Origin of the sequence: Streptomyces sp. SID5469, assembly GCF_009862865.1 — a bacterium.
Taxonomy (GTDB): domain Bacteria; phylum Actinomycetota; class Actinomycetes; order Streptomycetales; family Streptomycetaceae; genus Streptomyces; species Streptomyces avermitilis.
This window is the reverse complement of sequence record NZ_WWIN01000001.1, coordinates 8,241,286-8,256,316: the sequence shown is the minus strand read 5'-3', so window position 1 is coordinate 8,256,316 and position 15,031 is coordinate 8,241,286. Positions and strand designations below refer to the sequence as shown.

Here is a 15,031-nt window from a genome sequence, read left to right as displayed (position 1 = left end):
ACGGCACGAGGCGGCGCGCGGCCCGCGCGTGGTCCCTCGATCCCCGTAGCTGCCCTGCACCACGGCTCGCAGGTCGCCGTGGTGCAGGTTCAGTGCGTCCGGATCCGCCGTAAGGGCCACCTCGCCGCAGCGCACGTGACGGTGGGCGACGCGCGGCATGACGATCGCCTGCCGCGGGCCCGCGTGCCGGGTGGGGAGAGCCGTGTCCCGCGGGGTGTGGCCGGTGAGCCGCGCACAGCGTCGCTCGGCATCGTCGCGCCGCGGGAAGCCGGGCAGCAGCCCGCGTCGACCGATGCTCACGGCCGGGCCCGGGAAGAAGCGGTACGGGGAGACCGTCCAGCCGAAGCCCGACTCCCGCGACGACGTTCTCGGTGCGCGCGTCGGCCGACCGAGCAGCGCCCCGCCCTCTTCGCGTGGCCGGAGGTCGTCGACCGGTCGACGACGTCCTCGATGGGCGGCGGGCGTGACGGCCCGTCAACTGCCCATGTGCCGTGGGTACGTTGAGTCGTGACGTGGCGACGCAAGAGGCTTGCCTCGCCGAGGGGGGCGAGGGACGCGGCTTCCTCGGCCGGCACAGCGCCGCGCAGGACACCTCCAGCCGCGCGCGCCGCCCAAGGGCCGAGAGGGGCCCGCGGTACCCCTTACCGGGCCCGTCATGAACTCACGCTCTATTCCAGGCACCGGTGACCCGGCCGCCGCCCGCGCGTTGCCCGGGTATGACTTCCACCTATCCAGCGACCGGGCGTCGGCGTCGGGTACTCGTTCCGGCACCGGCAGAATCGGTTCCGCTGCGGCCGCCGCAGCCCGTCGACCCGCCCATCTACCGCGCCCTGATGCGGACATGGGCCGACGGAGGGCGCACGCTCCCGGGCCGTCACGACCCGGAGTGGGTCCGCCTGGCGGCACCCCCGGTCGGGCTGGGCCAGTTCGGCGCCGGCCGGACCCCTCCGGCGGACGCCTGAGCCCCGGCCGGTCCCGGCCCCGCACACCGCCCCTCAGCGCACTTCAGGCCCGCGGGGCGCCTCGGCGCGCCCCACGGCCCGCAGAGCGCGGCGCACGACCGCGACGCGCCTCAGCGCGAGTCGGGACCCGCGACGTGCCGGGCGATGACCATCCGCTGGATCTGATTCGTCCCCTCGACGATCTGCAGGACCTTGGCCTCACGCATATAGCGCTCGACCGGGAAGTCCGCGGTGTAGCCATAGCCGCCGAGCACCTGGACCGCGTCCGTGGTCACCTTCATGGCCGCGTCCGTGCACAGCAGCTTGGCCATGGCCGCCTGCTTGGAGAACGGTCGGCCCGCGTCGCGCAGCCGGGCGGCGGCCAGGTAGAGCGCCCGGCCCGCCTCGATCTGCGTGGCCATGTCGGCGAGCATGAAGCGCAGCCCCTGGAAGTCGGCGATCGGCCGCCCGAACTGCTGCCGCCCGGTGGCGTACGCGACCGCCTCGTCGAGGGCCGCCTGGGCGACGCCGACGGCGCAGGCCGCGATGCCGAGCCGCCCGGAGTCGAGCGCGGACAGGGCGATCGCGAAGCCCTGCCCCTCGTCGCCGATGCGCCGCTCGTCGGACACCCGCACGCCGTCGAAGTGGACCTGCGCGGTGGGGGAGCCCTTCATGCCCATCTTCTTCTCGGGCAGCGCCGCGTGCAGGCCCTCGGCGTCGCCCGGCACCAGGAAGGCCGTGATGCCGCGGGCACCCTCGCCGCCGGTACGCGCCATGACGGTGTAGAAGTCGGCGATGCCGCCGTGTGTGATCCACGCCTTGGTGCCGGTGATCACCCAGTCGTCGCCGTCCCGCACCGCCTTCGTGCGAAGCGAGGCCGCGTCCGATCCCGATGACGGCTCGGAGAGACAGTAGGCGCCGAGCAGTCCGCCACCGAGCATCGCGGGCAGGTGCTCGACCTGCTGTTCCTTGGTGCCGTACTGGGCGAGCGCATGGCAGGCGAGGGTGTGGACGCTGACACCGAGGCCGACGGTGAGGCGGGCCGCAGCGAGCTCTTCGAGGGCCTGGAGGTAGACCTCGTACGGCTGGTCGCCGCCTCCGTACTCGGAGTCGTAGGGCAGGCCGAGGAGTCCTGATTCCGAGAGCAGTCCGAAGACTTCGCGCGGGAAGTGCCCGGCGTCCTCCCCCTCGGCCGCCTCGGGGGCGATCTCACGCTGCGCGATGTCGCGGACGAGCGAGATCAGATCCCGGGCCTCATCCGTGGGCAGCTGACGGTCCACCGGCTGCGGGGCGCGGTCGGGCATGGCGACGCTCTCCTCCCTGTCGGGCACATCGGCGAACGCTCACCTGGGGTGGGGCGGCCCCGCCGGGTCTCACTGGACACTGCCGATGCTGCCGCCTCCGGGTCACGGAGGCTGCTGACCAGCGGCTGTGCGCTGTGAGTATGCCCGATCGGAGGCATCGCGTCACCAGTTAACGAGCGCTCACTCAAAAAAGAAGCCACCCTGCCCCAGGGAGCGGCCCCCGCGCCGCCTCCGACGCGAAATTGGTCCGAACCATTGACCCAACTGGTCTAGTCCTCCTACTGTTTCGTCCCCAGCGCGTCTACGCGTTCATGCCAACCGACGCACGCTCCCCTCTCCCCCACGAGGAGACACGATGCTCAGTCCGCACCGCCCCCGCGTCCTCCCCCAAACCCGCAAACCTGTTCGAACAGGGGGCGCCTCCCTGCGGGCGCTCCTGTCCGCCGCATGTTGCGCCGTCCTCGGCGCGGGGCTGCTCGCCGGCGCGGGCACCGCGACCGCCACGGAGGCCCAGGCCCCCGCCAGGGCGGCCGCCGCCGGCTCCAAGGTCGTCGGGTACTTCACCGAATGGGGCACCTACGACCGCAAGTACTACGTCAAGAACATCGAGACCTCCGGCTCGGGCGCCAAGCTCACGCACATCAACTACGCCTTCGGCAACGTCACGGGCGGCAAGTGCGCGATGGGCGACGCGTACGCGGCGACCGACCGGGCGTACACCGCGGCCGAATCCGTGGACGGCGTCGCCGACACCTGGGACCAGCCGCTGAGGGGCAACTTCAACCAGCTGCGCAAGCTCAAGAAGCTCCACCCGAACCTCAAGGTCCTCTGGTCCTTCGGCGGCTGGACCTGGTCGAGCGGTTTCGGCGAGGCCGCCAAGAACCCGGCCGCGTTCGCCCAGTCCTGCTACGACCTGGTCGAGAACTCCAAGTGGGCGGACGTCTTCGACGGCATCGACATCGACTGGGAGTACCCCAACGCCTGCGGCAACACCTGCGACACCAGCGGCAAGGCGGCGTACAAGAACCTGATGGGAGCGCTGCGTTCGAAGTTCGGCAGCGGCAACCTCGTCACCTCGGCGATCACCGCGGACGCCACCAGCGGCGGCAAGATCGACGCGGCCGACTACGCGGGGGCCGCGCAGTACGTCGACTGGTACAACCCGATGACGTACGACTTCTTCGGCGCCTGGGACGCGACCGGCCCCACGGCTCCGCACTCGCCGCTGAACTCGTACTCCGGCATTCCCAAGGCGGGTTACCACACCTCGGCGACCATCGCGAAGCTCAGGGGCCTCGGCGTCCCGGCCTCGAAGCTGCTGCTCGGCATCGGGTTCTACGGCCGCGGCTGGACGGGCGTCACGCAGGCGGCGCCGGGCGGCAGCGCCACGGGCCCGGCGGCGGGCACGTACGAGCAGGGCATCGACGACTACAAGGTCCTCAAGACGAAGTGCCCGGCGACCGGCACGGTCGGCGGCACCGCCTACGCCAAGTGCGGCAGCAACTGGTGGAGTTACGACACCCCGTCGACCATCGCCGGGAAGATGACGTACAAGAACGCGCAGGGTTTGGGAGGCACCTTCTTCTGGGAGCTGAGCGGCGACACCTCGAACGGTGAACTGATCAAGGCGATCAACTAGCCGTCGAAGCAGGTCACTTGAGGTGGGGGTCCGAACGGCCCCCGCCTCTCGCTCAGGTGTCCCGGCGGGCGGCCGGCGGTGCCGGATACGCCGGGTCGAGCTCCTCGATGGCGCGCAGGGTGCCGCCGAGCATCTTGACCAGCAGTTTGCGCATGATGTCGCGGGGCAGCTCCGGGCGGCCGGTCCAGTCGAGGGTGGCACCCTCGACGCTGCACAGCCAGCCGAGCAGGCCCATGCGGGCGAGCGGCGCGATCTCGTGGCGCCCGTAAGCGCCTTCGGCGATCGCGTCGACCATCGCCTGCCGCACGCCGTCCCGTATGGCCTGCACCTCGGCGTCGAAGCCGACGCCACCGCTGATGATCGCGCGGTACGCCGCCTGGTTGTGCTCGGCGTAGCGGAGGTAACCGTCGATGGTGCGGTGCACCCGCTGGTCGGGCGGCAGCTCCAGCCCCTCGGCGGCGCGGGTGACCAGGCCGGTCACCGAGTCCTCGATGATCGCCAGGTAGTAGCCGCGTTTCGACTTGAAGTAGTAGTAGATCAGCCCTTTGGCGACGTGCGCCTGGCGGGCGATGTCGTCCATCGACAACGCGTCGTACGACGTGTCGGCGAACAGCTTCCGTCCGATGGCGATGAGTTCGGCGCGACGCGCGGCAGAGCGGTCCGTGCCCCGTGCCCCGGGGCGCACCACGCCGCGCTGTTGACTGTTGTTCAATTCCGGCCCAAGTCTCCAACTGCCAGCGGGACATCGGCAGTATGTCAGAACATCATCACCAGGATGTTCGACTCCGATCGGCGAACCGGACGCGGTTCGGGACGCCCCGCGGGGCGGGCCACTCAGGTCACAGCAGGCCGAGCTGGGTGACGAGCATCGCGAGGACCACCACGAGGGTCCAGCCCATGACGTGCTCCAGGATCTTCGGGCCGTCTTCCTTGGGGCCGCCCGTGCGGACGCGGGGTGCGGTGGCAGAGGTTGCGGTCATGGCTTCTCGCTGACGTCGTCTTGCAATGGACTCCCCCCCACCGGTCTGTCCACCTTGCCACCGGAAAGGGCTTTTGCGGCGGAGACCTTGGTCACACGGGGCGGCGGCCCCCGGTACTCTCCCGGGGGCCGCCCCTCGTCAGCGGACGCCCACCGCCGCGAGCGCCTTGCGCCGGCGCGCGGAGGGATGGGCCGGGAAGTACAGGTAGCAGACGCCGCCCGTGCCGGAGACGACCTTGCCGGAGGCGTTGTACCGCTTGGTGCGCAGCCAGATGTTCTCGAACTCGCGCCGCTGGTAGACCCGCCGGACCGCGTCGTCGCCGGGCGACGCGGGGTCGTTGGCGATCACGTCGCCGTCGGCGGTGAAGCCGATCACGGTCATCAGGTGGCCCGAGGTGCCGTAGCCCGCCCCCGTCAGCTCCGTCTTGAGGAACGACTGGGACGTGATGACCGGGATGCCCGCCGCGATCAGCGTCTCCAGATCACCGAGGGAGCCGAGCCGGGTCACCACGCCCTGGAGGTCCTTGTACGTCGCGGCGTAGGCCGCGTTGAAGGGCCAGTTGCCGCAGCCCGCGTACTGGTAGTCGTAGGTGAAGCGGGCCGCGTGGCACACCTGCGGGTCGGCGTACGAGGGGTCGACCCAGGCCAGCTGCCCGGGTGTGGGCCGGCGGCCCCAGTACTCGATGATCATCTGTGAGGAGGTGGGGCTGCACCAGGCCTCGCCGCCGTTGTCGTACTCGGGGTACTGGCCGGCGTGGATCTCCTGCGAGTAGCGCGGGACCCTCAGCTCCTGGGCGAGCCCCGGCGCCGAGGCGGGCACGGTGAAGCGGTCCGGGATGTCGGAGCCCATGGCGCCGAGGCGCCACACGGTCGGCGTGATCCCGCCGCCCGGGGTGCGGTACAGCGTGAGCCGCAGCCGGTAGGAGACCAGGCGCAGGCCCGAGGCGGTGTCGTCGATGGCGAAGGTGTCCGTCCAGATGCTGCTCTTGCCGTCGCTCTGGCCGTCGACCGAGGTCCGCCGGATGTCCTGGTCGCCGGCCGCCCAGCGGCCCATCACGTACCAGGGCGTGGCGGTGCCGTCGGAGTAGGTGCCCGTCAGCTCGACCTGGAGCCAGGTGCCGGCCGGGGTGTGCGCGTTCCAGGAGGCGATCACCTCGGTGGAGGGGACGGCGAGCCGGTGCACCGGGGACGTCCAGGTCGCGTACTCCCAGGTGGCGGTCCTGCCGGTGTGCGGGTCGGTGTAGTCGGTGCGGCCCGCGGGGGTGGCGATCGCCAGGCCGGGGCGGGCGCCCGCGACGGCCCGGGTGCCCTTCGCGGTGCCCCCGCGCCAGTCGGAGTACGAGGTCCAGGCGCGGTTGTCCACGAGGTTCGGGGATGCTTTCGTCGGCCGGGCGGTCGGCGCCGCGGCCGCCGGGCCCGCGGCGCCGACCGCTGCCACGGCGACCGCCGCGGCGATGACGGTTCTGCGGGACGGCTCTGAAGCTCTGGTCATCGGTGGGTGACCCCCAGTTGTCCGGAAGCGGCAGCTCAGACGCGCGGCTGTGGGCCAACTATGGCCGCCGGACGCAGACTTCTGCCAGCACTTCGGCACGCGGCGCGTCACCAATATTGGTCCCGACCACTGGCACTGCCTGGGGGCCGCCACTCCGGCGTACGGGCAGGCCGTACGCCGGAGCCCGGGGCGGGTGCGTCAGACGAGGTCCATCGCCGCGACCTCGTCCGGCCGGCCGTAGCTGACCGGCCCCTGGAAGCGGCGCCGCGCGGTGGCGAACCACCACACCGTGGCGACGACCAGCACCACGGCCAGCGCGATCGGGGCGTAGTTGAAGGAGTCGACGGTGATCGGCGAGGCCTGCGGCAGCATGAACAGGACGCTGCTGAGCAGGATCCAGGTCACGGCGAGGATGCCGACGGGCCTGCTCCAGCGGCCCAGGTTCCACGGGCCGGCCCGGAACTCGTCGCCGAGCCGCAGCCTGAGGAAGATCGGCACGGCGTAGGCGAGGAAGAGGCCTACGACGTTGACGCTGACGATGGCGGTGAAGGCGGTGTGGGACCACCAGCCCGGCAGCACCAGCGCGAGCGAGCAGCCGACCGCCAGCCAGACGGCCTTGACGGGCGTACGGGTGCGCGGCGAGACCGTGTGCCACCAGCGGGAGCCGGGCATCGCGCCGTCCCGGGAGAAGGCGAAGATCTGCCGGGTGTTGCTGGTCAGATTGGCCAGTCCGCAGAAGAGCATGGCGCCGATGACGATCAGCAACAGCACCTTTGCAGTGCCCATGCCAAGCCCATCGATGAGAATCTGCACGGGCGGCGCCGAGGAGCCGGCCACCTGGTCATAGTCGTGAATGCTGTAGACGAGGGCGAGCATGAGGATCAGTCCGGTGATCGCCGAATAGCCGATGGCACGTGTGATGCCCTTGGGGGCGTTGACCGTGGCCCGGACCGTTTCCTCGGACATGTGGAAACTGCCGTCGAAGCCGGTGAAGGTCCAACTGGTGACCAGCAGACCGAGCATCCCGCCGTAAATCCCGTTCGTGAAACCGGTGTTGTTCGCGAAATGCGTCACGAACGAGGCCGACTGATGGTCGTCGGGCATGACGGTCAAGGTGCTCACGATCACCACGAGCCCGATCAGGAGCCACCACACGGAGATCCGGTTGAGGACGGCGACGAGCTGCACGGTGTAGGTGTTGGCCAGCCCCTGGAGCGCGATGATCAGCGCCGTGATCAGGACCGTCTGGTGAGCGGTCGGCTCGTACGAGGACCATTGCAGGGCGATGAACGCCTGGATGAAGGTGGCGGCCGCGTATCCGGTGGCGGCCGTACCGCCCACCTGCCCCACGAAATTGAGCCAGCCCGTGTACCAGGACCAGGCGCCCTTGTGCCGCTTGGCGAGCTTTCCGGCGGAGAAATAGAGCGCCCCGCTCGTCGGATATGCGGAGGCGACCTCGGCCATCGCGGCCCCGATGAACAGCACCATGACGGAAACGCCGATCCAGCCGAAGACGAGAATGCGCGGCCCGCCCGCGTTCATACCGAATCCGAAGGACGAGAAGATGCCCGAGATGATGTTGATGATGGTGAAGGAGATGGCGAAATTGTCGAACGCCTGAAATCGTCGGGTGAGCTTGCGCGGATAGCCCATCGCATGCAGCGTCGCATCGTCGTCGAGTGCGCCGGGATCCGCACCCGCACGTCCTCTCGCATGTGACGTACCGGGCGCTGATATCCGTTCTGACACAACCTGACCTTTCTGTGGGGGGGGTGCCGGAGACCGGGGTGAGCGGGGTCAGGCGGCTCCGGGTACGGGCAGTCCGCAGGAACGGCGGGCGCGGGAGAGCTGCTCCTCGGGGTCGCCGAAGACGCTCCAGGGCATACGGGAGGCGTAGGGCCCCATGGCCATGAAGACGGCGCGCGCCTCGAACTCGCGCTGGGCCATCAACAGGGCGTGCGCGAGATACGCGAGGTCGAGCACCGGCGTGAAGCGGTAGCCCGCGGTCTCGGGCAGCCAGTTCTGGTAGATGGCGAGGGCGGTGGCGCGCCACTGGGGCTGCTCCCAGACCCGGTCGGCCAGCAGTTGCGCGGGGTTGTAGCTCTCCACGAGGGCGACCAGGGGCAGCAGGCGCAGCGGTGAGGTGGCGGGGGCCCGCTGGCCCAGAAAGGCGGCGACGTCCCAGGCCGCGTTCACCGAGCCGCCGTACCGCGTGAAGAAGCAGGCGAGGAAGCGGTGGTGGGCCTCACGGTTCCACGGGTCGAGCCGCAGGACGTGCGAGAACAGCCGCCAGGGGCCGGCCGGCGCGGTGAGCAGCCCCTGCGGGGCCGGCTCGCGGATGTCGTGCAGCCGGGCCATCGTCAGCTTGGCCACCCAGGGCGTGGGATCGTGCGGGGCCGCCGTCGAGGCCCGCTCGCACGCGGTGAGCGCGATGCGCTCCAGCGCCTCGGCGCGCTCGTCGTGGGCGGCGGCGGCACGCAGCGTCCGCAGCACCGCGACCCGCGCCCACAGCAGTGCGGCCTCGGGAGTGGGCTCCTCGGCCAGCCAGCGCTCCGCGAGGTCGGAGTCGGCCGCCTCCGAGGCGAGGACCAGCGAGCGATGGGCACGCAGTCCGAAATCGTCGCGCGTGTCGGCGAGCGCTTCGCGCGCGCTCCGATAACGCCCGGCGCGCACATCCACGCATACGCTCGCGAGCGTGCGGTCGTCGGCCGCCGGATGCCATACGTACTGCCCCTCGAATAACCCCGCGGCCATGCTCCCCTGTCCATCCCCGTCCGATGCCACGCCGTTGCGCACCAGGCACCCTACTCAGCATGCGGGGGAAGCGGAATGCCGATTGCCGAATGCCTGGTCCGACACGTGGGGGCCTTTGACCGCGAGCCTGAGAAAAAATGGTTGAGGCTTTTCCTACATAGTTCAACGCGACACTAATTTCGTGCCCCGGATCCCCCCGCGCCGCCACACCCGGATCCGCCTTCTCGCACCCGCTATAGAATGTTCGTTTGAAATATGCCCACACCCCGCCGACCCCGAGGAACGACCATTCACGACCTCGCCTCCCGCCTGCGACGACTGCCGCCCTCGTGCGGCCCCGTCCGGCTCGTCGGCGTCGACGGGCACGCGGGCTCCGGAAAGTCCACGTTCGCCGGGCGGTTGGCCGCGGCACTCGACGGCGCGCCCGTGCTGCACCTCGACGACATCGCCACGCACGAGGAGCTGTTCGCGTGGACGGACCGTCTGCTGCGCGAGGTGGTGGCACCGCTCGGCCGCGGCGAGCCCGCGCACTACCGCCCCTACAACTGGCACACCCGCGACTTCGACCCGGCCCGCGCCCTGCCGCCCGCGCCCGTGGTCCTCGTCGAGGGCGTCGGCGCGGGCCGCCGGGCGCTGCGTCCGTATCTCGCGCGGCTGCTGTGGATGGAGCTGCCGCACGAGGCGTCCTGGACGCGCGGGCGGGAGAGGGACGGCGAGGCGCAGCGCGAGTTCTGGGCCGGGTGGGTCGAGGCGGAGCGCCGGCACTTCGCCGGGGACCCGTCCAGGCCCTTCGCCGACCTTCTGGTACAGCAGTGTCCGGAGGGGTACGAGGTGCTGCCGGGGCCTGCTGGGACGCCAGGACCGGACCAGGATCTCACGCACAGTGAGGGACCATCCGCAATGTGCTGAACTTGTGAAGACCCCCGCCGGAGAACTTCTCCAAGTGCTCCAACTCGTCTTGACCGGGGGGCCGTACAGGACTTACGTTCTGAATGAGCGGCCTTTCGAGGCCGCCGCCAGACGCGAAGCCCCCGATTGTTCCCCCGTGATCGGGGGCTTCGTTTTGCCCTGAGCACCTCATTTCGGGCGCCGGGAGACGTGATTCGCTCACCCTCGGTCACCATGCGCAGTGCGCCCCATCTGCTCCCACCTCGTCAAACGGCCTGTGCGGCACCCTTCGGCAGGCGACGGCCCCGCAGGTACCATGCCTCTCGGTGCGACCTTCGGACGGCTGCTCTGCGCACCCATGCAACTCCCGTCCGCGGCACAGCGGTTCGACGACTGCCGACGGGCACCGGCCCGGCGGTGAACCAACGGGGGCACGGTCTGTGGGGGACGTGATGGACTTCGGCACGCGGGGCCCCGAGGCTCCGGCCGACCTCGCCTGGCTGCGAGGTGTGGATGCCTACACGATGGGCGCCTATCCGCAGGCGGAGGAGGAGTTCCGCACCGCGGTGCGGATGGATCCGGGCATGGCCGACGGCTGGCTCGGACTGCACGCGCTGCGCGTCGACACGACGACCGCGCTGCTCCGGATGTTCCGGCACCGGGACCGCTTCGGGGAGCAGCGCACCCGGCACCGGCGCACCCTCAACTCCTGGTACTGGCTGGGCTGGTGGGTGCAGCCGGTGCTGGAGAGTCCGCGCGATCTGCTGCTCGCGCACGCCTCCCACTGGCTGGACGGACGCCATGTCCCCGACCTGGACCGGGCGCTCGCGAGCCTGCCGCCGGTGGACACGGACCCGCAGGTGCGCTTCCTGCACGCCTGCCGGGCCTATCTGGTCAAGGACTGGGAGCAGCTGGTCCGGCACACGGATCCGCTGATCGACGACGCCATGCTGGGTATCGAGGCCGGGCTGTTCGGCGGCATGGCCCGGGTCCGGCTGGAGATGTTCGGACAGGCCGAGCCCCTGCTGTCCGCCGCGCTGATGCGCTGCCGCAGCGAGCAGCCGCAGCGCAAGGAGCTGCGCTACTGGCTGGCACGGGCGCACGAGGGCACGGGCCGCAGCGCCGCCGCCCTGCCCCTGTACCGGGCGGTGCACCGGGTGGACCCCGCCTTCATGGACACCTCCGCACGGCTCGCGGCGATCTCCGACGGCGACGGGTACGACGAGGCGGTCGACCTCGCGGCGATCACGCTCACCGGGATCGGACAGGACCTGATCGACGGGCCGGACGGGGTGGATCCCCTCTTCGGCGGCGAGGGGCGGGAGCTGAAGCTCTCCGAGCCCGAACCGGCACCGCCCGGCGCCCTGCCACAGGAGGCCGACGCGGTACGGGAGAAGACCGTGGTGCCGGTGCAGCCGCTGCCGGCCGGGCCCACGGACCCCGAGCTCCTCGAGGAGGCGCTGGCGGAGCTGGAGCGGATGGTCGGGCTCGAACCGGTGAAGCGCCAGGTCAAGGCGCTGTCGGCGCAGTTGAACATGGCGCGGCTGCGGGCCGGCCAGGGCTTACCCGTACAGCCTCCCAAACGCCACTTCGTCTTCTCCGGACCCTCCGGCACCGGCAAGACCACGGTGGCGCGGATCCTGGGCCGGGTCTTCTACGCGCTCGGGCTGCTCGGCGGCGACCATCTGGTGGAGGCCCAGCGGGCGGACCTGGTCGGCGAGTACCTGGGCCAGACGGCCGTGAAGGCCAACGAGCTGATCGACTCGGCGATCGGTGGCGTCCTGTTCGTGGACGAGGCGTACGCGCTGTCGAACTCCGGCTACGGCAAGGGCGACGCGTACGGCGACGAGGCGCTCCAGGTGCTGCTGAAACGGGCCGAGGACAACCGGGACCACCTGGTGGTGATCCTCGCGGGCTACCCGGAGGGCATGGACCGCCTGCTGGCCGCGAACCCCGGTCTCTCCTCCCGCTTCACCACCCGCGTGGACTTCCCCTCGTACCGCCCGCTCGAACTCACCTCGATCGGCGAGGTGCTGGCCGCGGAGAACGGCGACGTGTGGGACGAGGAGGCGCTCGACGAGCTGCGCTCCATCAGCGGGCACGTCATCGACCAGGGCTGGATCGACGAGCTCGGCAACGGCCGCTTCCTGCGCACCCTGTACGAGAAGAGCTGCGCGTACCGGGATCTGCGGCTGACGGGCTATCCGAGGACCCCGTCGCGGGACGATCTCTCCACGCTGCGGCTGCCGGATCTGATGCAGGCGTACGGCGAGGTGCTGTCGGGGCGGGGACCGCAGGATCCTTCGGCACTGTGAGCGGTGGCCCTGGAACCCGACGGTCCCAGGGCCACGCGCGGCCGGCTCACCGAAGCTGGCTCGCCAGTGCCTCGCCGGGCGTCTCGGCGCGTTGTTCCGTCACCCGGCTCGGCGGCTGCGCGTCCCGGTGGGCCGGGTCCCTGACCTCGCCCACCAGCAGCTCCAGGACGTCCTCCATGGTGACCAGGCCGAGCACCCGCCCGGACCCGTCGGCGACCTGCGCGAGGTGCGTGGCGGCCCGGCGCATCACGGTCAGCGCGTCGTCCAGCGGCAGCTCCGCGCCGAGCGTGGTCATCGGCCGCCAGATCTGCTGCGGCACCGCCCGCTCGGACTCCTCCAGATCGAGTACGTCCTTCACATGGAGATAGCCCATGAAGGCGCCGGTCTCCGCGGCGACGGGAAAGCGGGAGTACCCGGTGCGCGCGGTCAGCGCCACCACCTCGCCGGGCGTGACCGAGGGGCCCACGGTCACCAGTGAGTCGCGGTCCAGCAGGACGTCCGTGACCGGGCGCGAGCCCAGTTCCAGCGCGTCCTCCAGGCGCTCCTGCTCCTCCGGGTCGAGGAGACCGGCCTGGCCGGAGTCCTCCACCAGCTGGTTGAGCTGCTCGCTGGTGAAGACCGCCTCGACCTCGTCCTTGGGCTCCACCCGGAAGAGCATCAGGATCACCCGTGCGCAGGCGCTCAGCGCGACCGTGACCGGCCGGCACAGCCGGGCGAAGGCGACCAGGCCCGGGCTGAGCCACAGCGCCGTCCTCTCGGGCGCGGCCATCGCCAGGTTCTTCGGCACCATCTCGCCGATGACCAGGTGGAAGAAGACGACGAGGGCCAGCGCGATGACGTATCCGAGGGGGTGGATCATCCCGTCGGGCAGACGGGCCGCCTCGAAGCCGGGCTCGAGCAGATGCGCGACCGTCGGTTCGGCGACCGCGCCCAGCGTCAGCGAGCAGATGGTGATGCCGAACTGGGCCGCGGCCATCATCTGCGGCAGCCGCTCCAGGCCGTACAGCACCTGGCGGGCCCGTGCCGTCCCCAGTGGCTCGATCTGGCTGCGCCGTACGGAGACGAGCGCGAACTCGGCGCCGACGAAGAAGCCGTTGGCGAGCACCAGCAGGGCGGCCAACAGTAGCTGGAGCAGGGTCATCGGACAGCCTCCGCGGCAGGCGCGGAAGCCGCGGTGTCCCTGGTGCCCGCGCCCGCTGTGACCGAGGCATCCGCGATGTCCGCAATGCCTGTGGTGTCTGTGGTGTCTGTGGTGTCCGCGGTCTTCACCAGACGGACCCGCTCGGCGCGGTAGTGCCCGACCTGGCGCACCGACAGCCGCCAGCCGGGGAGCTCGGCCCGGTCCCCGGGGGCGGGGATGCGGCCGAGCAGATCGGCGACGAGGCCGGCCACGGTCTCGTAGGGCCCCTCGGGCACGTCGAGGCCTATGCGCTGGAGGATGTCGACGCGGCAGCTGCCGTCCGCGTCCCATGCGGGCCGCCCGTCCTCGGGCGGTGCGACGGCGAGTTCGGGCAGGTCCTGCCCGTCGTGCTCGTCGCGGACCTCGCCGACGAGTTCCTCGACGATGTCCTCCAGGGTGACGACGCCCGCCGTACCGCCGTACTCGTCGACGACGACGGCGATGGGCTGCTCGCTGCGCAGCCGCGCCAGGAGGGGCTGCACGGGCAGCGTCTCCGGGACGAGCAGCGGCGGCTGGGCGATCCGGCCGACGGGGGTGCGCAGCCGGTCGCGGGAGGGGATCGCGAGGGCGTCCTTGAGGTGGACCATGCCGACGATCTCGTCGATCCGGTCCCGGTAGACGGGGAAGCGGGACAGGCCGGTGGCACGGGTGAGGTTGACCACGTCCTCGGCGGTCGCCGAGGACTGGAGCGCGCTGACCCGCACGCGCGGGGTCATGACGTGCTGTGCGGTCAGCTCGCCGAGCGACAGCGTCCGTACGAACAGATCGGCCGTGTCCTGCTCCAGCGCGCCGGCCTGGGCCGAGTGCCGGGCGAGGGAGACGAGTTCGCCGGGGGTGCGGGCGGAGGCCATCTCCTCGGCGGGCTCCACGCCCAGGGCGCGCACCAGCCGGTTGGCGACCGTGTTGAGTGCCGCGATCACCGGCCGGAACAGACGCGAGAACACATGCTGCGGGCCCGCGACGAAGCGGGCCACCTGCAAGGGCTTGGAGATCGCCCAGTTCTTGGGCACGAGTTCGCCGATCACCATCTGCACGGCCGAGGCCAGCAGCATGCCGACGACCACGGCGATCCCGGGGACGGCTCCTTCGGGGAGGCCGATGGCGGTGAACGGGCCGTGCAGCAGGTCGGCGAGCGCCGGTTCGGCGAGCATGCCGACGACCAGCGAGGTGATGGTGATGCCGAGCTGGGTGCCGGAGAGCTGGAAGGACAGCTCCTTCAGCGACTCGACGACCGTACCGGCCCGTCGGTCGCCCTCGGCCGCGGCCTTCTCGGCCTCCGGCCGTTCGACCGTGACGAGTCCGAACTCGGCGGCCACGAAGAAGCCGTTGGCCAGAATGAGCAGGAATGCCGCCCCGAGGAGCAGCAGAGAGTCGGTCATGATGCCGCCGCCTCCGCAGGGACGCGGACACGGTCCGCGGTATGTCGAGAGGGGGCGGCGCAGGTACTACAGGACGATCCGTCCATCGCTGGAGGGAATCACTCCTCGGGTAGCAGGTACCCCTGCCGCACCGGACGGAGCAGCAGGGCGGAGGCGCAAG

The 15,031-nt window shown here is 71.0% G+C and carries 11 protein-coding genes; 3 read left to right on the top strand and 8 right to left on the bottom strand.

Features of this window, described 5'->3' with window-relative positions:
- Positions 1-1,072: 1,072 nt before the first annotated feature.
- Positions 1,073-2,245 carry an acyl-CoA dehydrogenase family protein gene (locus GTY58_RS35910; RefSeq protein ID WP_010988317.1) on the bottom strand — a complete coding sequence of 391 codons (1,173 nt, stop codon included), beginning with the start codon at positions 2,243-2,245 and terminating at the stop codon, positions 1,073-1,075.
- 355 nt (positions 2,246-2,600) lie between these two features.
- Between GTY58_RS35910 and GTY58_RS35905 the strand changes: the two genes are divergently transcribed.
- Positions 2,601-3,884, top strand: a complete 1,284-nt coding sequence (locus tag GTY58_RS35905; RefSeq protein ID WP_010988316.1) for a glycoside hydrolase family 18 protein — start codon at positions 2,601-2,603, stop codon at positions 3,882-3,884.
- 52 nt (positions 3,885-3,936) lie between these two features.
- On the opposite strand, the gene GTY58_RS35900 is transcribed toward GTY58_RS35905, so the two are convergent.
- The 5 genes from GTY58_RS35900 to GTY58_RS35880 all read right to left on the bottom strand — a co-directional run bounded on the left by GTY58_RS35900 (position 3,937) and on the right by GTY58_RS35880 (position 9,109).
- The gene (locus GTY58_RS35900) at positions 3,937-4,596 is read right to left on the bottom strand and encodes a TetR/AcrR family transcriptional regulator (protein WP_010988315.1); all 660 of its coding nucleotides are present in this window, start codon (positions 4,594-4,596) and stop codon (positions 3,937-3,939) included.
- A gap of 127 nt (positions 4,597-4,723) precedes the next feature.
- On the bottom strand, positions 4,724-4,864 hold the full coding sequence (locus GTY58_RS35895; protein WP_010988314.1) for an SCO1431 family membrane protein: 141 nt from the start codon (positions 4,862-4,864) through the stop codon (positions 4,724-4,726).
- 138 nt (positions 4,865-5,002) lie between these two features.
- Positions 5,003-6,355, bottom strand: a complete 1,353-nt coding sequence (locus tag GTY58_RS35890) for a peptidase C39 family protein (RefSeq protein ID WP_010988313.1) — start codon at positions 6,353-6,355, stop codon at positions 5,003-5,005.
- Positions 6,356-6,553: 198 nt separating this feature from the next.
- Positions 6,554-8,008 carry an amino acid permease gene (locus GTY58_RS35885; RefSeq protein ID WP_037646595.1) on the bottom strand — a complete coding sequence of 485 codons (1,455 nt, stop codon included), beginning with the start codon at positions 8,006-8,008 and terminating at the stop codon, positions 6,554-6,556.
- A gap of 144 nt (positions 8,009-8,152) precedes the next feature.
- Positions 8,153-9,109 (bottom strand): hypothetical protein, encoded by a 957-nt coding sequence (locus GTY58_RS35880; RefSeq protein WP_037646592.1) that lies wholly within the window; start codon positions 9,107-9,109, stop codon positions 8,153-8,155.
- Positions 9,110-9,364: 255 nt separating this feature from the next.
- Here GTY58_RS35880 and GTY58_RS35875 point away from each other — a divergent pair, with 255 nt between their 5' ends.
- Positions 9,365-10,018 carry a hypothetical protein gene (locus GTY58_RS35875; protein WP_010988310.1) on the top strand — a complete coding sequence of 218 codons (654 nt, stop codon included), beginning with the start codon at positions 9,365-9,367 and terminating at the stop codon, positions 10,016-10,018.
- A 431-nt stretch (positions 10,019-10,449) separates the two neighbouring features.
- On the top strand, positions 10,450-12,312 hold the full coding sequence (locus GTY58_RS35870) for an AAA family ATPase (RefSeq protein WP_010988309.1): 1,863 nt from the start codon (positions 10,450-10,452) through the stop codon (positions 12,310-12,312).
- A gap of 46 nt (positions 12,313-12,358) precedes the next feature.
- On the opposite strand, the gene GTY58_RS35865 is transcribed toward GTY58_RS35870, so the two are convergent.
- Positions 12,359-13,453 (bottom strand): hemolysin family protein, encoded by a 1,095-nt coding sequence (locus tag GTY58_RS35865; RefSeq protein WP_010988308.1) that lies wholly within the window; start codon positions 13,451-13,453, stop codon positions 12,359-12,361.
- Positions 13,450-14,871, bottom strand: coding sequence for a hemolysin family protein (locus GTY58_RS35860; protein WP_010988307.1), 1,422 nt, complete (start codon positions 14,869-14,871; stop codon positions 13,450-13,452). The genes GTY58_RS35865 and GTY58_RS35860 overlap by 4 nt, the downstream gene beginning before the upstream one ends.
- Positions 14,872-15,031: the final 160 nt, after the last annotated feature.